14 protein-coding genes are annotated in these 18,997 nt (G+C 69.4%); 6 read left to right on the forward strand and 8 right to left on the reverse strand.

What is annotated here, in order from left to right; all coding sequences use genetic code 11:
- Positions 1-34 precede the first annotated feature (34 nt).
- Positions 35-6,019: an Hpt domain-containing protein gene (locus E1J61_RS10395; RefSeq protein WP_133093969.1), complete on the forward strand. Its 5,985-nt coding sequence runs from the start codon at positions 35-37 to the stop codon at positions 6,017-6,019.
- 164 nt (positions 6,020-6,183) lie between these two features.
- Here the strand turns inward: E1J61_RS10395 and E1J61_RS10400 are convergent, their stop codons facing one another.
- The 5 genes from E1J61_RS10400 to E1J61_RS10420 form a co-directional block, all read right to left on the reverse strand.
- Complete coding sequence (locus tag E1J61_RS10400) at positions 6,184-6,987, reverse strand: hypothetical protein (protein WP_133093970.1); 804 nt, start codon at positions 6,985-6,987, stop codon at positions 6,184-6,186.
- A 249-nt stretch (positions 6,988-7,236) separates the two neighbouring features.
- Positions 7,237-8,544 carry an MFS transporter gene (locus E1J61_RS10405; protein WP_133093971.1) on the reverse strand — a complete coding sequence of 436 codons (1,308 nt, stop codon included), beginning with the start codon at positions 8,542-8,544 and terminating at the stop codon, positions 7,237-7,239.
- Between the two features lie 78 nt (positions 8,545-8,622).
- Positions 8,623-9,381 (reverse strand): SDR family oxidoreductase, encoded by a 759-nt coding sequence (locus tag E1J61_RS10410; protein ID WP_133093972.1) that lies wholly within the window; start codon positions 9,379-9,381, stop codon positions 8,623-8,625.
- A 63-nt stretch (positions 9,382-9,444) separates the two neighbouring features.
- A complete protein-coding gene (locus E1J61_RS10415) occupies positions 9,445-9,687 on the reverse strand; it encodes a hypothetical protein (protein WP_133093973.1) in 243 nt (80 codons plus the stop codon).
- Complete coding sequence (locus E1J61_RS10420; protein WP_133093974.1) at positions 9,680-11,116, reverse strand: aldehyde dehydrogenase family protein; 1,437 nt, start codon at positions 11,114-11,116, stop codon at positions 9,680-9,682. Before E1J61_RS10420 ends, E1J61_RS10415 begins: the two co-directional genes overlap by 8 nt.
- Before the next feature lie 202 nt (positions 11,117-11,318).
- On the opposite strand from E1J61_RS10420, the gene ppa reads away from it, so the two are divergent.
- Entirely contained in the window at positions 11,319-11,846 is a 528-nt protein-coding gene (gene ppa, locus E1J61_RS10425; RefSeq protein WP_029045751.1) for an inorganic diphosphatase, read from the forward strand.
- A gap of 129 nt (positions 11,847-11,975) precedes the next feature.
- Complete coding sequence (locus E1J61_RS10430) at positions 11,976-12,560, forward strand: cytochrome b (RefSeq protein WP_371703533.1); 585 nt, start codon at positions 11,976-11,978, stop codon at positions 12,558-12,560.
- A gap of 13 nt (positions 12,561-12,573) precedes the next feature.
- Here the strand turns inward: E1J61_RS10430 and E1J61_RS10435 are convergent, their stop codons facing one another.
- Positions 12,574-13,815: a GNAT family N-acetyltransferase gene (locus E1J61_RS10435; RefSeq protein ID WP_133093975.1), complete on the reverse strand. Its 1,242-nt coding sequence runs from the start codon at positions 13,813-13,815 to the stop codon at positions 12,574-12,576.
- A 205-nt stretch (positions 13,816-14,020) separates the two neighbouring features.
- On the opposite strand from E1J61_RS10435, the gene E1J61_RS10440 reads away from it, so the two are divergent.
- The 3 genes from E1J61_RS10440 (at position 14,021) to glnK (ending at position 17,506) form a co-directional block, all read left to right on the forward strand.
- Entirely contained in the window at positions 14,021-16,069 is a 2,049-nt protein-coding gene (locus tag E1J61_RS10440; protein ID WP_133093976.1) for an NAD(+) synthase, read from the forward strand.
- 158 nt (positions 16,070-16,227) lie between these two features.
- The gene (locus E1J61_RS37795) at positions 16,228-16,926 is read left to right on the forward strand and encodes a hypothetical protein (protein ID WP_195431648.1); all 699 of its coding nucleotides are present in this window, start codon (positions 16,228-16,230) and stop codon (positions 16,924-16,926) included.
- A 241-nt stretch (positions 16,927-17,167) separates the two neighbouring features.
- On the forward strand, positions 17,168-17,506 hold the full coding sequence (gene glnK / locus E1J61_RS10455; RefSeq protein WP_006162803.1) for a P-II family nitrogen regulator: 339 nt from the start codon (positions 17,168-17,170) through the stop codon (positions 17,504-17,506).
- 63 nt (positions 17,507-17,569) lie between these two features.
- Here glnK and E1J61_RS10460 read toward each other — a convergent pair whose 3' ends face one another.
- Positions 17,570-18,211, reverse strand: a complete 642-nt coding sequence (locus E1J61_RS10460; RefSeq protein WP_133093977.1) for a trimeric intracellular cation channel family protein — start codon at positions 18,209-18,211, stop codon at positions 17,570-17,572.
- 26 nt (positions 18,212-18,237) lie between these two features.
- Positions 18,238-18,912, reverse strand: a complete 675-nt coding sequence (locus tag E1J61_RS10465) for a Smr/MutS family protein (RefSeq protein WP_133093978.1) — start codon at positions 18,910-18,912, stop codon at positions 18,238-18,240.
- Positions 18,913-18,997 lie beyond the last annotated feature (85 nt).

Consider the following 18,997-nt stretch of genomic DNA (forward strand, 5'->3'; position numbering starts at 1 on the left):
CGGCCGCCCTGGCGGCGCCGCACTGGAAGCCGTCATGTCCATGAATTTTCCCCTCCCGAGCGAAGCGGCCGATGCCAACGCATCGCTGCCGGCGCCCGCCATGCCCGAACCGGAAGCGGCGCCGCTGCCCGCATCGGCCACCACTGCCGCGCCGGCCGACGCCGGCGGCGCGGCGCGCGACCTGTCCGGGTTGGCGTGGCTCGCGCCGAGCCTGCGCGGCGCGCTCGAAGACGCGGCCGCGGAGCTGGGCCACTACGTCGATGAAATCCGCCAGGCGCCCGAGGCGCTGGGCGCGCGCGATACCACCTCGCTGCGGCTCGCCGGCCAGCACCTGCACCAGGCCGCCGGCGCGGTGCATATCGTCGGACTGCGCGGCACCGATCCGTACTGCCAGGCGCTGCGGCGCCTGCTCGAGGCCATCGATGCCGGCCAGCTTGCCGCCGATGCGCAGGCGCTGGCGGTGTTCCGCGCCGGCGTGCAGGCACTGGCCGAATATGTCGACGACCTGATGGCCGGCGACGACGAGGCCCCGCTGCGGCTGTTCCAGCCCTACGCCGGCGTGCTGGCGCAACTGCGCGAGGAGCGCGTGCATCCGGCCGACCTGTGGCTCGACGAGCTGCAGATGCTGCCCGGCATGCTGCTGCCGGCGCGCAGCCCCGCCGCCATCACGCGCGCGCGCCAGCAGTTCGAGGCCACGCTGCTGAAGGCCATGCGCCTGCCCGCCGCGTGCCAGGACCCGGCCCTGCTGCGCGAGGCCTGGCTGCCACTGCATGCGGCGCTGGATGAAGTGCGCGCCAACGAGCAGGAGCCGCGCCGCGCCGCCGACCACCCGGACCGCGACGTGTGGCATGTGCTGGGGCTGGTGTTCCGCGCGCTTGCATATGGACTGCTGCCGTCCGACCTGCTGGCCAAGCGCTTTGCCGGGCGTGCCAACCTGCTGCTGCGCCAGTACCAGCAAGGGCATGTGCGCGTGCCGCAGGCGCTGCTGAACGATGCCGTGTTCCTGCTGGTGTGCACGGGGCTGGCGAAAACGGCTGCCGCAGACGCGGTCCAGGCCGATGGCGCGGCTGCCGCGCGCAGCGTCATCGCCCGTACGCTGGCGGCCTTCCGGCTCGACGCCGCGCACGCGGTGGCCGATGCCGACTTCCGGCTGCGCTACTACGGCTGGCTCGACCCGATCGATACGCGCAACCTGCAGCAGGCCGCCGCGGGGCTGGAGCAGGCCGCTGCCGGCGACCAGGCCGGCTGGGAAACCGCGCTGGCGGCGCTCGCCGAAGCCGCGCAGCCGCTGGGACAGCCGCCGCTGCAGCGCTGCCTGTCGCAGGCGGCGGTGTCGGCCGCGGGGCCGAACTGGGAGCGTAGCCGTGCCGCAGCGCTGGGCGCCACCGGCATCGCGTTGTTCCTGGCGCGTGCGCTCGCCTTGCCGTGGCGCGTGCACGGACAATCCGCCCATCCCGCCGCGGCGCGCTTTGCCGCGCAGTGCGAGGCACTGGCCGACTGCCTGCACCAGTCGCTGTCGGATCCCGCCGTGGGCGCGCCGGCTTGGCTGGCCAGCATGGTCGACGATGCGCGCGCGCAGGCGCTGCGCGGCGAGGCCGTGGCGCAGCTGCGCGCGAACCTCGACAGCGGCGAATCGTGGCTGGACAGCTATGACCGCAACGCCGCGCGTGCCGACGGCGCCGGCCACCTGCGCGATGCGCGCCAGGCGTTCGCGACGCTGGGCAACACGCTGGAGCGGCTGCAGGCGTCGCCGGCGCTAGCGGCCGCGCTGGCCGGCGACGCGGGCAGGGCCATGGCTGCGGTGCAGGCTGTCAATGAGCGGCTGGCCGCGGTTGGCGATGCCCCCCACGCTTCCGATGCCGCCTTGCGCACCGAACTGCTCGCCGCCGTGGCGGCAGAGCTGGGCACCGTCCATGCCTTTGCCGATGCGCTTGAATTCGGCCGCGCCCGCCGTCAAGACATCCCCGCCGAAGTCGCAGCCGCCGATGACGGGCGCGCTTTCCAGCATCCGCTCGCTGCCGCGCGCGACGCCGCGGCCGAAGCGCTGCACGCCGGCCCCATGCCCGACGCACCGCAGGTGCAGCGGCTGCGTGCCGCGCTGCAGGCACTGGCAGACCAGGCCGCGATCGACGACAATGCGCCGCTGCGGCGCCGCGCCGCCGATGCCACCACCCAATGCAATGCCTGGCTGGCTGGCAGCGACGATGCCGCCGGCCGCCTGATGCTGGCGCTGGCAGATGCCGCGGGCGAACCCGAACCCGCGCCCCTGCCTGCCGCTGCCGCAGAGCCGGCCCTGCCCGCCGCCGGCGACAGCGCGGCGGTCGATGCCGAGCTGCTCGACATCTTCCTGAACGAAGCCGACGAGGTACTGGGCGGTATTGCCGGCGACCTCAACGCAGGTGTCGATGCCTTGGGCGATGCCGACACGCTCAGCCGCGTGCGGCGCGCCTTCCATACGCTCAAGGGCTCGAGCCGCATGGTCGGGCTGCATCGCTACGGCGAAGCCGCCTGGGCGGTGGAGCAGGTGATGAACCTGTGGATCGCCGAGGCGCGCGCGCCGGCGCCGGCGCTGCTGTCGCTGCTGCGCCGCGCGCACGCCGAGCTCTCGGTGTGGGTGGCACAGCTGCACCGCGATGCAGCTGCGGCGCACGACATCGCGCCGCTGGTGGCGACCGCCGAGGCGGTGCGCGACGGCGGCCTGGCGACGGCCGACGAGGCGGTGCCAGCCGAGCCCTCCATCCCCGAAGAAGCTCCGCGCGCAGCGTCCGCGGACGACAGCCAGCCGGGCGCGGCGGCACCGCAGGACACGCCCGCCGACGACGACAACGTCATTCCGTTCCGCCTGGCCGGCGGCTTGTCTAGCGACGAGGACAACTACAAGGTCATCGGCCCGGTGCGCATCGGCCTGGCGCTCTACAACGTCTACCTGCAAGAGGCCGACGACCTGCTGCGCCAGTTCGCCACCGATGTTTCCGAATGGCGCCACGAGGACCATCCGTGCCCGAGCGAACTGGCGCTGCGCGTGGCGCACACGCTGCAGGGCAGTGCCTCGACCGTGGGGCTGGAGCCGGTGCGCGAGATCGCCGAAGCGCTGGAAGGACTGCTGCTGCAGCTGGGCTCGCACCCGGTGGCGATGCATCCGGGCGACTTCCGCCTGCTGGAGCAGGCGGTTGAACGGCTGCGCGGCATGCTGCACCAGTTTGCCGCCGGCGTGTGGCCGCAAGCCGACGCCGGCCTGCGCCGCAGCCTGGTGGAATTCGGCGAACGCGCCTTGCTGCGCCCGCGCGTGGCCGTGCCCGCAGCGTCCGCGCCGGTGGATGACATGGCGCAGCTTTATGGCCAGCCGCCGCACGGGGACGACGAAGTGCCGCTGGTGGCTGAGCCCGCGCCTGCGCCGGCCCAGCCCGCGCCGCCTGCGCAGCATGATGCCGTGGTGATCGCGCTGCCGACTTCGCACCGGCCGCCGGTCGCGGTGGCGGCCGGCGACGCTGCGGCCCGCGCGTCTGACGCCGCGCCTGACCAGGCGCTGGTCCAGATATTCCTCGAGGAAGCCCAGGGCACGCTCCCCGAACTCGGCAAGCTGGTGCGCACCTGGGAAGCGGCGCCGGCGGACACGCGCCACGGCGGACTGGTGCTGCGCGCGTTGCATACGCTCAAGGGCAGTGCGCGCATGGCGGGCGCGATGGCGCTGGGCCAGGCCGCGCACGAGATGGAGACGCTGCTCGATGCCAGCCTGCGCGCGCAGGCCGGGCAGGGCGCCGGGCCGCAGCTGTTCGCGCGCCTCTACGCCTGGTACGACCGCATCCTCGCGCACGCCGAAGCGCTGCAGGCCGGACGCCTGCTGCCCGCCGACGACCCCGATGTGATCAACGGCCTCAGCGTGTCGCCGCAGGATGAGGCAGAACCCGCTGCCGAAGCGCACCCTGAAGCGGCCCTGGATCCTGCCGCCGACGTTGCCGGTGCGGGCTCCATGCTGCCGGTCATGCCCGGGCCCGCGGACGTGATGGTGCCGATGCCGCCCACCGGACTCACGCCGGCCGCCGAGCCGCAGCGTGCGCTGGTGCGCGTGCAGGCGCGCGCGCTCGATACGCTGATCAACGAGGCCGGTGAAGTCGGCGCGACGCGCGCGCGGCTCGACAGCGAACTCGACGCGATGCGCACCTACCTGGGCGAACTCAACGACAACGTGGCGCGCCTGCGCGGCCAGTTGCGCGAGATCGAGATCCAGGCCGAATCGCAGATGGCGTCGCGCATCGCCGACGCGCAGCACAAGCAGGAGTTCGACCCGCTCGAGTTCGACCGCTTCACCCGCTTCCAGGAACTGACGCGGATGATGGCCGAATCGGTCAACGACGTGGCCACCGTCGAGCAGAACCTGCAGCGCGGCTTCGACCGCGCCGCCGGCGACCTGGCCGCACAGGCGCGGCTGACGCGCGGGCTGCAGCGCAGCCTGATGCAGGCGCGCATGGTGCAGTTCGACGCGCTGGCCGAGCGCCTGTACCGCGTGGCGCGCCAGGCCGCCGCGGAGACCGGCAAGGAAGTGCGGCTGCTGATCAAGGGCGGCACGGTGGAGATCGACCGCTCCGTGCTGGACCGCATGGCCGGCCCGATCGAACACCTGATCCGCAACGCGGTGGTGCACGGGATCGAGCCCGCGCCGCAACGCCGCGCCGCCGGCAAGCCCGCCACGGGCGCGCTGACGCTCGAGGTGCAGCAGGAAGGCAACGAAGTGGTGCTGCACTTCGTCGACGACGGCAACGGGCTGGACCTGGCGCGCATCCGCGCGCGCGCGGTCGAGCGCCGCCTGCTCGCGCCGGACGACGACGCCGGCGAGGCACGCCTGACCGAGATGATCTTCACCCCCGGCTTTTCCACGGCGGACACGGTTTCCGAGCTCGCCGGGCGCGGCGTCGGCATGGACGTGGTGCGCGCCGAGACCGTGGCGCTGGGCGGCCGCATCACGCTGGCCTCGAAGGCCGGGCAGGGCACCACCTTTACCGTGCACCTGCCGCTGACCACGGCCATCACGCAGGTGCTGGTGTTCTCGCTGGGCGCGCGGCGCTATGCCGTACCCAGCGGCATGATCGACCAGGTGCAGCAGCTGCGCGCGCCGGCGCTGGTGGAGGCCTACAACCAGGGACGCTTCGCCGTGGCCGGCGCCGAGGTGCCGTTCTTCTATTTCGGCGCGCTGCTGGAAGAGGGCAACGGCGTGGCAGCCGGCCGCAAGTACTCGCCGGTGGTGCTGGTGCGCAGCGGCGCCGAACGTGTCGCCGTGCACGTGGACGAGGTGGTCGGCAACCGCGAAGTGGTGGTCAAGCACATCGGGCCGCAGCTGGCGCGGCTGGAAGGCATTGCCGGCGCGACCACGCTCGGCGACGGCGAGATCGTGCTGATCTACAACCCGGTGGTGCTGGCGCAGCGGCTGCTGCGCGAGCGCGGCCAGCCCGCGCCGCAGCAGGTGGTTCCCGCGGAGTCCGCGCCGGAGTTGGCGCCGCAGTTGGCGCCGCAGTTGGCGCAACCGGTGGCCGGGCCGCTGGGCGCGGTCGCCGAACTGGCCGGCGACGGCAGCGCCGCGCCGGTGCGGGGCCTGGCGCTGCAGCCCACGGTGATGGTGGTTGACGATTCGCTGACCGTGCGCAAGGCGACCCAGCGTCTGCTCGGCCGCGCCGGCTACCAGGTGGTGCTGGCGCGCGACGGCGTGGATGCGCTCAAGCAGCTGCAGGACGTGATGCCGGATGCGATGCTGGTGGACATCGAGATGCCGAACATGGACGGCTTCGACCTGACCCGCAACGTGCGCTCCGACGCGCGCACCGCGCACATGCCGCTGGTGATGATCACCTCGCGCACGGCGGACAAGCATCGCCGCTATGCGGAGGAGATCGGCGTCAACGTCTACCTCGGCAAGCCGTATAACGAAGACCACCTGCTGGCCACGCTGCAGCGCCTGCTGGGCGCGCGCGCGGCGGGGACGGCGGCATCAGTGGCGCAGATGCTGGGCGAGGGGCCGCCCGCCTGAGTGTTTGGTCCCCTCTCCCGCTTGCGGGAGAGGGAGACCACCGTCAGTTTGCGTAAGGCATTCGGCAAAAAGCAACCCGCCAAAACAAAAAGCGCGGCATCGCAAGACGCCGCGCTTTTTCTCTCCTCCAACAACGCCGCGTCGCGGCGCTGCCACCCTGAAACCTACCAGCGCATCTGGTTGTTGCGCCCGCCGGTGCTCACTGTGGCCGTCTTGGTCCGGCCCTGGTAAGTCGCCCGCACGCTGTACGTGCCGCTCGGCGCCTTCAGCAGGCAGCGCGGCCCGTCGGCGACAAAGCTCGCCACTTCCTTGTTGCCGCGCATCAGCTTCACGTCGACATCGGACAGGTACTCGCCGCGATCGCCCTGGGTAAACAGCAGGCTCATGTTGAAGTTGCGTGCCAGCCGTTGCAGCGCGACCTGCTCGTCCTCGGCGACGCCGCCGCAGATATAGGTCACCGGTCCCGCGGTACGCTGCACCATGGCGTCCCGTGGCGGCGGAGGCGGCGGCGTGGTCAGCGGTGGGCGTGGCTGGGCCGCGGTCGGCGGCGGAGCGGGCACGGCAGGTGCGGCGCCGCCCGGTGCCGGTGCCGGCGAGGCCGTTGGCGGCGGGGCTGCAGTACCCGGTGCCGGTGCCGGCGGCGCAGGCTGGGCCACTGGCGGCGGCATGCTGGTGGGCGGCTGCGTTGCGGGCGGGCTCACGCCCGGCGTTGGCGCGATGGCACCAGCCGGGGCAGGGGCGGTCGCTGCCGGAGCAGTAGCTGCCGGAGCTGGCGCGGGCGTGGCGGATGCGGGCGTGGCTTCGACCACGGGTGCCTGGGCATGGCTGGCCGCCGGGACAAGGGCCAGCAGCGCGACCACGCCGGCGCTTAGCGCGATCACAAGGCGCTTGACGCGAGTGCGGCGTGCGAGCCGCGCTTCGACGCGCTTCAGTGACTGGGTAGGGGCAAACGGGGGCAGGTGCGGCATCGTGGCCTCCTTGGCAATCTTCAGGATTCACATGCCCGGAGGACCCCGTGTGGATCACTCCGGGTGTCTTCCTTTCCATGCTAGGGCGAAAGCCGGGACCACACTGCCGGGTGTGGTCCTACATCGGCGTCAGCGGATGGCGCATTGTCGCCGCACGAGCGCCGCGCCAGGCACTTGCGCAGATCCCATGAAAAAACGGCGCTTTCCTTGCCGGAAAGCGCCGTTGCAGGCTACCCGCGACGCGCTTGCTTACCTGCGGCTCACCAGCCGGGCCGGGACCGACAGCGTCAGCGCCGCGCCTACCACCAGGCACGCGGCCAGCAGGTACATGCCGGAGTCCGTGCTCCTGGTCAGGTCCTTGAGCCAGCCCACCGCATACGGGCTGAGAAAGCCGGCGAGGTTGCCCAGCGAGTTGATCAGCGCAATGCCCGCGGCCGCGCCGGTGCCGGCCAGGAACGACGTGGGCAGGCTCCAGAACAGCGGCAACGTGGTCAGGATGCCGATGGTGGCCAGCGTCAGCGCGAACATGGCCAGCGTGGTATCGGTGGCCCAATGCACCGACAGCAGCAGGCCGAATGCGCCGAGCAGCGCCGGGATTGCGATATGCCAGCGCCGTTCGCCGCTGCGGTCGGCGCTGTGCGCCACCAGCACCATGCCGATCACCGCGCAGCCATACGGGATCGCGGTCAGCAGGCCGATGTCGAGCGCGCTCTTCACGCCAGTCTGCTTAATGATGGTCGGCAGCCAGAAGCTGACGCCGTACAGGCCCATGACGAAGCAGAAGTAGATCGCGCTCATCAGCCAGACGCGCGGGCTGAACATCACGGTGCGGATCGGCGGGTCTTCCTTGTGCGCGTCTTCAGCGGCGATGTTGCGCTCGAGCAGCGCCTTTTCCTCGCCTGTCAGCCACTTGGCGTGCGCGATGCGGTCATCCAGGTAGGCCAGCACCCACAGCCCCACCAGGATCGACGGCACGCCTTCCAGCAGGAACATCCACTGCCAGCCCGACCAGCCGTTGTGGCCGTCGAACGACTGCATGATCCACCCCGACAGCGGGCCGCCGATCACGCCCGACAGCGCGATCGCGGTCATGAAGAAGGTGGTGGTGCGCCCGCGCCGGTTGGCCGGGTACCAGTAGGTCAGGTACAGGATGATGCCGGGGAAGAAGCCGGCCTCGGCAATGCCAAGCAGGAAGCGCAGCACGTAGAACATGGTCGGCGTGGTGACGAACATCATCGCCGCCGAGATCGCGCCCCAGGTGATCATGATGCGCGCGATCCAGATGCGCGCACCCACCTTGTGCAGGATCACGTTGCTGGGCACTTCGAACAGGAAGTAGCCGATGAAGAAGATGCCTGCGCCCAGCCCGTAGATCGTCTCGCTGAACTTCAGGTCGTTGAGCATCTGCAGCTTGGCGAAGCCGACGTTGACCCGGTCCAGGTAGGCCACCACGTAGCACAGCAGCAGGAAAGGCACCAGGCGCCAGCTCACCTTGCGGTAGGTGGCATCTTCAAAGGCGGCGTCGCCGACGCCGGGGGTTACTGCGGTCGTTGTCATGCCGTCTCCTGAGGATGTTTGCGTTCTTGCGACGCGGTACAGCGGTGTTACGACAAGGAAATGCCGGTGAAGCAGGGCTCAGACGCAGCGCCCGCCGTCGACTTCGATGCAGGTGCCGGTGATGAAGGCGGCTTCGTCGGAAGCCAGGTAGAGGCAGGCATTGGCCACGTCCTGCGGCGTCGACATGCGCCCCATCGGGATGGTGGCGAGGAACTTCGCGCGGTTCTCGGGCGTGTCGGGCATGCCCATGAATTCTTCAAGCAGCGCGGTGGCGCCGATCACCGGGTTGACGCAGTTGACGCGGATATTGTCCTTGCCCAGCTCGGCCGCCATGGCCTTGCTGGCGGTGATGACCGCGCCCTTGCTGCCGTTGTACCAGACCAGCCCAGGCCGCGGGCGGATGCCGGCGGTGGAGGCGATATTGACGAACACGCCGCCGCCGCGCTGGCGGAAGTGCGGGATGAAGGCGCGCGCCGACCAGTAGATGCTTTTGACGTTGACCGCATAGACGCGGTCGAACTCATCCTCGGTGACGTCGAGGATGGGCTTGTTGCGATGGGTGGTGCCGGCGTTGTTGACGACGATATGCACGTCGCCGAAGGCGGCCAGCGCGGCCTCGCGCATGGCCTCGGTATCGTCGCCGCGCGAGACGTCGGCGCGCACCGCGCGCGCCTGGCCGCCGGCCTCGCGGATCGCCGCGGCCACGCGCTCGGCGCCGTCTTCGCGCAGGTCGGCCACCAGCACGCTGGCGCCCTCGCGCGCGAAGGTATGGGCGATGCCTTCGCCGAAGCCGGAACCGCCGCCGGTGACGATCGCTACCTTGTTGGCCAGTCTCATCGCTTGTCTCCTTGTGTTGTGATTTTCGGTGATCGGTGCGGGGAATCGTTCAGTGCGGCGATATCAATGCGAAAACGGCCCCCGCCCGCGCAACGCATTCGCGACCATCATCACCGCCAGCAAAAACGGCAGCGCCACATACAGGCACCAGTGCACGCGGTCGCCCACCACATCGCCCCACTTGCGCTTGAACACCTGCAGCCGCGGCATGCCGGAGGGATTGGTGGCGCGCTTGTTCCGCACGTGCCACGCCATCCAGAAAAAGAAGATGGCAAACGCGACGGAAAGGAAATTGATGTTACCCATGTTGGATGGCAATGGTTTTCAGTGTGGTGAATCCGTACAGCGCCTCGAAGCCCTTTTCGCGGCCGTAGCCGGACTGGCCGCTGCCGCCGAAGGGCAGCTCAACGCCGCCGCCGGCACCGTAGTTGTTGATAAAGACCTGGCCCGCGCGCAGCTTGTGCGCCAGGCGCAGCTGGCGTCCGCCGTCGCGGGTCCAGACGCCGGCGACCAGGCCGTAGGGCGTGCCGTTGGCCAGCGCGATGGCTTCGGCCTCGGTGTCGAAGGGCATGGCCGCCAGCAGCGGGCCGAACACTTCTTCCTGTGCCAGCCGATGCGCGGGCGGCACATCGCGGAACAGCATCGGCACCTGGTAGTAGCCGGCCTCGGGCGCCTCGGCCACGATCTGGCCCTGCGCCATCACCGCCACGCCGGCGTGCTGCGCGTCGGAGACGAAGTCCCACACGCGCTGCTGCTGCTTGCGGCTGATCAGCGGGCCGCATTCGAGGTCGAGTTCGGCCGGGCCCACGCGCAGCGACTCGAACACCGAGGCAATGCGGTCGAGCAGCGCGTTATAGACCGGGCGCTCCACCAGCAGGCGGCTGCCGGCCGAGCAGGTCTGGCCGGCGTTCTGCACGATGCCGTTGACCACCACCGGCACCAGCGTATCGATGTCGGCATCGGCAAACACGATCTGCGGCGACTTGCCGCCCAGTTCCAGCGTGACCGGCACGTGGTTCTCGGCGGCCAGCTGCGACACCAGCTTGCCGGTCTGCGGCGAGCCGGTGAACGAGATGTGGTGGATGCCGGGATGGCGCGCCAGCGCGGCGCCGGCTTCGTGGCCGTAGCCGGTGATGATATTGAGTGCGCCTTCGGGCAGGCCGGCCTCGGCGGCGATCTCGGCCACGCGCAGCAGCGACAGGCAGGCGTCCTCGGCCGGCTTGACCACGCAGGCATTGCCGGCAGCCAGCGCCGCGCCCACGCTGCGGCCGAAGATCTGCAGCGGGTAGTTCCACGGGATGATGTGGCCGGTCACGCCGTGCGGCTCGCGCACCGTCAGCACGGTGTAGCCGGGGTTGTAGGGGATGGTCTGGCCGTGCAGCTTGTCGACCGCGCCGGCGTAGAACTCGAAGTAGCGCGCCACCGCGCGGGCGTCCGCGCGGGCCTGGCGCAGCGGCTTGCCGGTGTCGCGCGCTTCCAGCGCGGCCAGTTCCTCTTCATGCGCGATCAGCGCCACGGCGACGCGGTTGAGCAGGCGCACGCGCTCGGCCGGGGCCATCTGGCCCCAGGCGCCCTCGGCGGCCTGGCGCGCGGCGTGGACCGCAACGTTGACGTCGGTGGCGTTGCCGCGGGCGATCTCGGCGAAGGGCTCGCCGTTGGACGGGTCGAACACCTTGATGCGCAGGCCGTTGTCCGGCGCGATCAGGCGGTTGGCAACAAAGTGCTGGGCATGCATGGGTGGCTCCGGGGCAGCACGAAGGCTGCGGCTATTCAGTGTCGGCTGAAGAATGCGCCATTATCGCGCACGCGGGCGTCGCTGCAACGCGTTGCAGCGGGCAGGGAAGTCAGAACGGGCCTGGCTTGTCAGCAACCGGTCAGGCGCGAGCCGTTATAATGCCCGCCATCCGACAACACAGCGCAGGCATCTGGAGAACCGCATGAGCTTCAACCTCGTCACCCCGGGCAAGGACATCCCCAACGATTTCAACGTCATCATCGAGATCTCGGCCCAGAGCGATCCGGTGAAGTACGAGGCAGACAAGGAAACCGGCCTGCTGTTCGTGGACCGCTTCATCGGCACCGGCATGCGCTATCCGGCCAACTACGGCTACATTCCGCAGACCCTGTCGGGCGACGGCGACCCGGTGGACGTGCTGGTGCTGTCCCCGTTCCCGATCCTGGCCGGCGCCGTGGTGCGCTGCCGTGCACTCGGCATGCTGAAGATGACCGACGAGTCGGGCGTGGACGCCAAGCTGGTCGCCGTGCCGGTGGACAAGCTGTCGCCCGCCACCGCCTACATGAAGGGCCTGTCGGACGTGCCGCAAAACCTGCTGGACCAGATCAAGCACTTCTTTGAGCACTACAAGGCACTGGAAGCCGGCAAGTGGGTCAAGGTCGAAGGCTGGGCCGGCATCGAGGAAGCCCACAAGGAAATCACCGACGGCGTGGCCAACTACAAGAAGTAAGCTGAACCGTCGCTGAAGAAACCCCGCCGCGGCGGGGTTTTTTGTTGCCCGTTGCTTGATGGCGGTTAGGACCCGTCCGTGCCGCTTGCGCTACGCTGGGTCCGTGTCAACCAGGAAGGAGAACCCACCATGAACCGCGCTACTCAGGGCATCAAGCCGATGCAGGGCCTGCCGGAAGTGTTGTCGCCATCGCGCCGCTATGACCGGCTCGCGGTGTGCTTCCATTGGGCGGTGTTCGTGCTGGTGGCGCTGGCGTATGCGGCCATCGAACTGAAGGGCAACTTCGACAAGGGCACGCCGGAGCGCGTGCTGGCCATGGACATCCATGAATGGGCCGGGGCGCTGGTGCTGGTTCTGGCGGTGCCGCGGCTGCTGTGGCGGCTGGTGCGCGGCGCACCGGCGCCGGAACCCGGCCCGCGCTGGATGCATCTGGCGGGAGAAGCCATGCACTGGGTGCTGTACCTGTTCATCCTGGCGCAGCCGCTGCTGGGACTGCTGGCGATGAATGCCGGCGGGCACCTGCTGGCGCTGCCTTCGCTGGGGATCGAAGTACCCGCGCTGGTGGCGGCGGACCCCGCGCTGAAGGACACGGTCAAGGCCATCCACGAAACGCTGGGGACCGCGTTCTACCTCGTCATCGGGCTGCATGCGATGGCTTCGCTGTTCCACCACTACATGCTGGGCGACAACACGCTGCGGCGCATGTGGCGCTGAGCGCCGCGGCGGTTCAGGAACGGGCGAAGGGATTGCGTTCGCCCAGTTCGTCCAGGTAAGCGTCGATGCCGTGGCGCTCGCGCGCGAGGAAGCGCTCCACGGCATCGGCAAAGTCGGGATGCGCCAGCCAGTGCGCCGAGCGCGTCGCCACCGGCAGGAAGCCGCGCGCCATCTTGTGCTCGCCCTGCGCGCCGCCTTCGAAGGTGCGGATGCCGTGGGCGATGCAGAACTCCAGCGGCTGGTAGTACGCGGTCTCGAAGTGCAGGCAGGGGTGGTATTCGAGCGCGCCCCAGTAGCGGCCGTACAGCGTGCTGACCTGCGGCGCATCGTCGTACACCAGCAGCGACGAGGCGATCGGCTGGCCCGCGCGCTCGGCCACCACCAGCAGCAGGTGCTGCGGCATCGCCGCGCCGATGCGCCGGAAGAAGTCCAGGTTCAGGTAGGGCGTGGAATGGTGCTCGCGATAGGTCTGGCGGTAGCAGCGGTTGAAGAAGCGCCAGGCCTCTTCATCGATCTCGTGGCCGCGCAGGTGGCGGAAGGTGATGCCGGCCTGCGCCACCTGGCGCCGTTCGGCGCGGATGTTCTTGCGCTTCTTCTGTGACAGCGTGGCGAGGAAGTCGTCGAAACTGGCGTAGGGCTTGCTGCCACCTTCGCCGCCATTGGTCCAGTGGAACTGCACGCCGTGCCGCATCAGCATGCCGGCCTGCTGCATCAGCCCGGCTTCGGCCTCGTCGGGAAAAAGAACATGCAGCGACGACATGCCGCTTTCCGCCGCCAGCGCGAGCGCCACCTCCAGCAGCAGCCGGCGGGCCTGCGCATCTTCAGCGAGCAGCCGCGCGCCGCGCACCGGCGTGAACGGGATCGCCGACAGCCACTTGGGGTAGTACTCGATGTTGTGGCGGGCATACGCATCGGCCCAGGCCCAGTCGAACACGTACTCGCCGTACGAATGCGCCTTGGCATAGAGCGGCATTGCCGCGGCCAGCCGGTCGCCCGCCCACAACGTCAGGAAGCGCGGATGCCAGCCGGTCTCGGCGCATGCGCTGCCGCTGGCATGCAACGCATGCAGGAAAGCGTGGCGCAGGAACGGCGTGGGTTCGGGCTGGCGCGCCAGCAGCGCGTCCCAGGCGGCCGGGTCGATCTCGGCCAGGTCGGAGACGATGCGCGTCTGGTAGTCCGAAGTGTCCGCTTGGTGGACCTTCTGGTCGTCTGCGCGGCTGCCTGTTGCCGCCGTGTCGCCGGAATCCGACTGCATGGGCTGTAGCTGAAGGGGTGGAGACGGGATTGCCGCGCGCGACGGCGCATGGCGCGGCTCGAGTCTACCGGAAACGGCGTGCAGGCGCTGCGGCAAGGCACGGGCGGCGCGCCCCCGGGTAGCGACGTAGAATGGCGGATATGCGTCACCCCCAGGTTCAGGCGCGGATGACCCGCCCCATGCCTGCCATACCCCAGGGCCCGAAATGAAGACTCCGTTTTTCAACCTCTATTCCCACGGCTTTGCCCGCGTGGCGGTCGGCGTGCCGGTCTGCCGCGTGGCCGATCCGGCTTTCAATGCGCGCGAGACGCTGGCGCTGGCCACGCAGGCTGCGCAGCGCGGCGCGGTGCTGGCCGCGTTCCCCGAGCTGGGCCTGTCGGCCTACACCTGCGACGACCTGTTCCACCAGCGCACGCTGCTCGATGCGTGCGAGGCGGCGCTTGGCACCATCGTCGAAGCTTCGCGCAAGCTGCCGCTGGCGATGGTGGTGGGCATGCCGCTGCGCGTGCAGCACCAGCTGTTCAACTGCGCCGTGGTGGTGGCCGCGGGCCGTGTGCAGGGCGTGGTGCCAAAGTCGTTCCTGCCCAACTACTGGGAATTCTATGAAGGGCGCCAGTTCAGCGCGGCCGACTGCGCCACGGTCGACAGCGTGCGGCTGCTGGGCCAGGACGTGCCGTTCGGCGCCGGGCTGCTGTTCGATATCGAAGGGCTGCCGTTCTTCCGCTTCCACGCCGAGATCTGCGAAGACGTGTGGGTGCCGGTGCCGCCGTCGTCGTTCGCCGCGATGGCGGGCGCAACCGTGCTGGTGAACCTGTCGGCATCGAATATCGTGATCGGCAAATCGGGTTACCGGCACCAGCTGGTGTCGCAGCAGTCGGCGCGCTGCCTGGCGGCGTACCTGTACACCTCGGCCGGCAAGGGCGAGTCGTCCACCGACCTGGCCTGGGACGGGCAGGCATTGATCTACGAGAACGGCGAAATGCTGGCCGAATCCGAGCGTTTCTCCGACGACTCGCACCTGCTGTTCGCCGACGTCGATGTCGAGCGCCTGTCGCGCGAGCGCATGCACCAGGTCACCTTCGGCCATTCGGTGCGCCGGCACAAGGCCGAGGTGGAAGCGTTCCGCGTGGTCACCTTCGCGCTCGACCTGCCGCGCGAGAAGTCGCTGCCGCTGGCACGCAACGTGGCGCGCTTCCCGTACGTGCCGGCCGATCCGCGCCAGCGCGACGAGCGCTGCATGGAGGTCTACAACATCCAGGTGCAGGCGCTGGTGCAGCGGCTGTCGGCCAGCAGGATCAGCAAGGTGGTGATCGGCGTCTCGGGCGGGCTGGATTCGACGCACGCGCTGCTGGTCTGCGCCAAGGCAATGGACCGGCTGGGACTGCCGCGCGCCAATATCCTCGCCTACACCATGCCCGGCTTCGCCACCAGCGACCGCACGCTGGACCAGGCGCGCAAGCTGATGCAGGTGGTGGGCTGCAGCGCCACCGAGATCGATATCCGTCCCAGCTGCCTGGCCATGCTGAAGGACCTGGGCCATCCGTACGCCGCCGGCGAGAAGGTCTATGACGTGACCTTCGAGAACGTGCAGGCCGGCGAGCGCACCAACCACCTGTTCCGGCTGGCCAATTTCCAGGGCGCGATCGTGATCGGCACCGGCGACCTGAGCGAGCTGGCGCTGGGCTGGTGCACCTATGGCGTGGGCGACCACATGTCGCACTACAACGTCAACGCCAGCGTGCCCAAGACGCTGATCTCGCACCTGGTGCGCTGGGTCGCCGAAACCGGCCAGATCGGCGAGGGTGGGGCGGACGTGCTGCTGGCAGTGCTCGATACCGACATCAGCCCCGAGCTGGTGCCCGGCGACAGCAACCATGGCCCGGAGCAGAAGACCGAAAGCACCATCGGGCCGTACGAGCTGCAGGACTTCAACCTCTACTACACGCTGCGCTTCGGCTTCACGCCGTCCAAGATCGCCTTCCTGGCCCAGCACGCCTGGGGCGACCGCGAGCGCGGCGTGTGGCCGTACGGGCCCGAGGTGGCGCGCAACCAGTACGGGCTAGCGGAGATCAAGCGCAACCTCGCGATCTTTCTCGACCGCTTCTTCCGCACCAGCCAGTTCAAGCGTTCCTGCATCCCGAACGCGCCCAAGGTGGGGTCGGGCGGTTCGCTGTCGCCGCGCGGCGACTGGCGCGCGCCGAGCGATTCGGAGTCGGCGGTGTGGCTGGCGGACCTGGAGAAGGTGCCGGACTGATGCCCCTGTGTCGCTGAGCAGTGAAATGGCCCGCACTGTGCGGGCCATTTTCCTGCGGGAGCGCCGTCAGGCGGCAAGCGCTCGCCGCCACTGGCCACGCAGCGCCGGATTTCCTGCCTAGACTGCGCGCCGTTTGCATTCGAAGCAGCGGAAATCAGATGAAGCCAACCTTGACGAAGCGGGCCAGGGTTCCCGCCCTGCTGCTGTTGTGCTGCGTGGGTCTCGCGGCCTGCATCCAGGCGCCGATCCGGCGCCACGAAGGCGAGCCGCTGCTGCGGCACCGCCAGGGCGGCGCACGGGAACACGTCGGCGGCGTCGACATCTGGATGCGGGGCGAGCCGCCGCGACCATACGAGGTGCTGGCCTACACCACCGTGGAAACCGCGGAGGGGTGGATCGGCGAGCGCTTCCTGCTGAAGCGGGTTGCCTCCCGGGTGCGCGAAGCCGGCGGCGACGCTGCGCTGATAGGTGACCAGCGCAGCCGGCTGGTGGCGTTGCAGCGCGCGGGCAGGCATACCGAGCTGGCGGATTTGCACGCCAGGCCGGGCAACCGGATGCGTACCAGTTCGAGATCATCGCGCCGGCGCCTGGGATGCTCACTGCCTCCAGCGGCATGCGCATCGAACCGGACGCGACGCTGGAGACCGCCAGTGACGACATCGACACGCTGCTGGTGGCGGGCGGCCCCACGCTATGGAAGCAGGCGCCGGATGAAGGTTCGCGCCATCCCCTCAAGCGCGTGGCTGCCCTGGCCGGCTTGGCGATCCCAACAACCTGCGGCGCGCCTTTTTGCGTCGTGTCGGAGTGGCGCCTTCGGACTATCGGCGCCGCTTCCTCAGCACGGCGTGACCGGGTGATTTGCACAGGGTTTGCACAGGCTCTGCACAGGATTTCCCGGGGGCTATCCACAGGGTTGTCCACAGGCACAAGCGGCATCGCGCGGCCCTGCGATGCGCGCTGTCGAACGTTCCGGCCGCGCCGGGCGCGGGATTGCGGGGAATGCATGGCGCCAATGGCTGTTAAAATGCCAGCCGGAGAGCGCCGCGTCCGCGGCGGTGCGCCGCCAGGCGCGTGAACAAACATAACCAGGGGCCAGTCATGAAGCAGATTACCGCCATCATCAAACCGTTCAAGCTCGACGAGGTGCGTGAGGCACTGGCTGACGTCGGCGTGACCGGGCTGACGGTGACCGAGGTGAAGGGATTTGGCCGCCAGAAAGGGCACACCGAGCTCTACCGAGGCGCCGAATACGTCGTCGACTTCCTCCCCAAGATCAAGATCGAGGTGGTGGTGGCCGAGAACCAGCTGGACACCGTACTTGACGCCATCGTCAAGGCCGCGCATACCGGCAAGATCGGCGACGGCAAGATCTTCGTGACCGAGATCGAACGCGTGATCCGCATTCGTACCGGCGAGCAGGACGAAGCCGCGGTCTGATAGCGCCGGCTGCAAATGCGAGAAAGCCGCCCAACCGGGCGGCTTTCTTCTTTTGGGGCTTGTTCAGCTCGGCAGCTTCCAGCCGTAGCGCACCGACACCAGCCGCATCGCGATGATCGCCAGCGCGCCGGTCATCAGCGCCGCCTCCTGCTGCACTTCCATCCAGGTCAGGCCGATGTAGATCCAGCAGCCGACGAAGGAGCAGGTCGCATAGGGCGAGCGGTCGCGCAGGATCATCGGCACTTCATTGCACAGCACGTCGCGCACCACGCCGCCGAACACCGACGAGATGATGCCCATCATTACCGCCACGGTCGGCGTCATCTGCCCCACCAGCGCCAGCGAGGTGCCGGTGACCGAGAACAGCCCCAGCCCGATCGCGTCGGCGACGATCAAGGCCCGGTCCGACGCCACGCGGCTGACCACGCGCAGCACGAATGACGCGCCAAACGACATCGCGAAGATCAGCAGCACATAGCCTTCATGCTCGACCCAGTAGAACGGGCGCCGGTCCAGCAGCACGTCGCGCAGCGTGCCGCCGCCAAAGGCCGTTGCGAACGCCACCACGAAGGTGCCGACCACGTCGAGCCGCTGCTTGCGCGCGTCGACCACGCCCGATACCGCGAAGGCGAGCACGCCGATGACCTCCATGATATGGAGGATCAGGGGCAGCCGCCCCATCAGCAATTCGAGCGGGAGATGCATCCGTGGCGCTGGTCAGGCCCGGCGCATCAGGGCTTCGGCTGGCGCAGCAGCACCATCAGCGCGCCGGCGCCACCTTCGGCCTCGCGCGCCTGCACGAAGGCGAGCACTTCCTCCTTCTGCACCAGCCAGCTGCGCACCTTGCCCTTGAGCACCGGCAGCTTGTCGGGCGAGCCCAGGCCCTTGCCGTGGATCACGCGCACGCAGCGCACGCCGTTGCGCACCGAGCGGCGCAGGAATTCGGCCAGCGCTTCGCGCGCCTCGTCGCTGCGCAGGCCGTGCAGGTCGACCTTGTCCTGCGGCACCCATTCGCCGCGGCGCAGCTTGCGAATCACGTCCATGCCGATGCCAGGCCGGCGGAACGACAGCGTCTCGTCGGTCTCCAGCAGGCTTTCGACATCGAACTCGTCGGACAGCGAGGCCTGCAGCACCGCCTGGTCGTTGCGCTGCGATTGCACCGGTACCGGCGCGGGTTTGCTGACGGGGTGGTGGGCGCGGTTGCGGTCGCGCAATTGGCTGACCTGGCCCACGCTGGCGCGAAACACGTCGGCTTCCTCGCGGGCGCGCTGCGCCGCCTGCTCGGCGGCCAGGCGCTCGGCTTCGCGCCGCTCGGCATCGGCCTTGAGGTTGTCGCGCAGGCTGGACAGGTCGTTCAGGCCGAAGCGCTGGGTCGGTCGGTCGGGTTTGCGGGCGCCTTGCGTCATGAAAAATCTCCGGGTACTCGCCGGGATTATATCGACTGGGGCAGGGCAGCCACGGAGGCTGCGGGGAAGGGGTGAACCGGCCGCG

It is taken from the genome of Cupriavidus sp. L7L, assembly GCF_004353535.1.
Lineage (GTDB): Bacteria > Pseudomonadota > Gammaproteobacteria > Burkholderiales > Burkholderiaceae > Cupriavidus > Cupriavidus oxalaticus_A.

Excerpts from the sequence above, each read along its gene's own strand:
- E1J61_RS10395 (WP_133093969.1), top strand. The coding sequence starts at position 35 with ATGTCCATGAATTTTCCCCTCCCGAGCGAAGCGGCCGATGCCAACGCA.
- E1J61_RS10400 (WP_133093970.1), bottom strand. The coding sequence starts at position 6,987 with ATGCCGCACCTGCCCCCGTTTGCCCCTACCCAGTCACTGAAGCGCGTC.
- E1J61_RS10405 (WP_133093971.1), bottom strand. The coding sequence starts at position 8,544 with ATGACAACGACCGCAGTAACCCCCGGCGTCGGCGACGCCGCCTTTGAA.
- E1J61_RS10410 (WP_133093972.1), bottom strand. The coding sequence starts at position 9,381 with ATGAGACTGGCCAACAAGGTAGCGATCGTCACCGGCGGCGGTTCCGGC.
- E1J61_RS10415 (WP_133093973.1), bottom strand. The coding sequence starts at position 9,687 with ATGGGTAACATCAATTTCCTTTCCGTCGCGTTTGCCATCTTCTTTTTC.
- E1J61_RS10420 (WP_133093974.1), bottom strand. The coding sequence starts at position 11,116 with ATGCATGCCCAGCACTTTGTTGCCAACCGCCTGATCGCGCCGGACAAC.
- ppa (WP_029045751.1), top strand. The coding sequence starts at position 11,319 with ATGAGCTTCAACCTCGTCACCCCGGGCAAGGACATCCCCAACGATTTC.
- E1J61_RS10430 (WP_371703533.1), top strand. The coding sequence starts at position 11,976 with ATGAACCGCGCTACTCAGGGCATCAAGCCGATGCAGGGCCTGCCGGAA.
- E1J61_RS10435 (WP_133093975.1), bottom strand. The coding sequence starts at position 13,815 with ATGCAGTCGGATTCCGGCGACACGGCGGCAACAGGCAGCCGCGCAGAC.
- E1J61_RS10440 (WP_133093976.1), top strand. The coding sequence starts at position 14,021 with ATGAAGACTCCGTTTTTCAACCTCTATTCCCACGGCTTTGCCCGCGTG.
- E1J61_RS37795 (WP_195431648.1), top strand. The coding sequence starts at position 16,228 with ATGAAGCCAACCTTGACGAAGCGGGCCAGGGTTCCCGCCCTGCTGCTG.
- glnK (WP_006162803.1), top strand. The coding sequence starts at position 17,168 with ATGAAGCAGATTACCGCCATCATCAAACCGTTCAAGCTCGACGAGGTG.
- E1J61_RS10460 (WP_133093977.1), bottom strand. The coding sequence starts at position 18,211 with ATGCATCTCCCGCTCGAATTGCTGATGGGGCGGCTGCCCCTGATCCTC.
- E1J61_RS10465 (WP_133093978.1), bottom strand. The coding sequence starts at position 18,912 with ATGACGCAAGGCGCCCGCAAACCCGACCGACCGACCCAGCGCTTCGGC.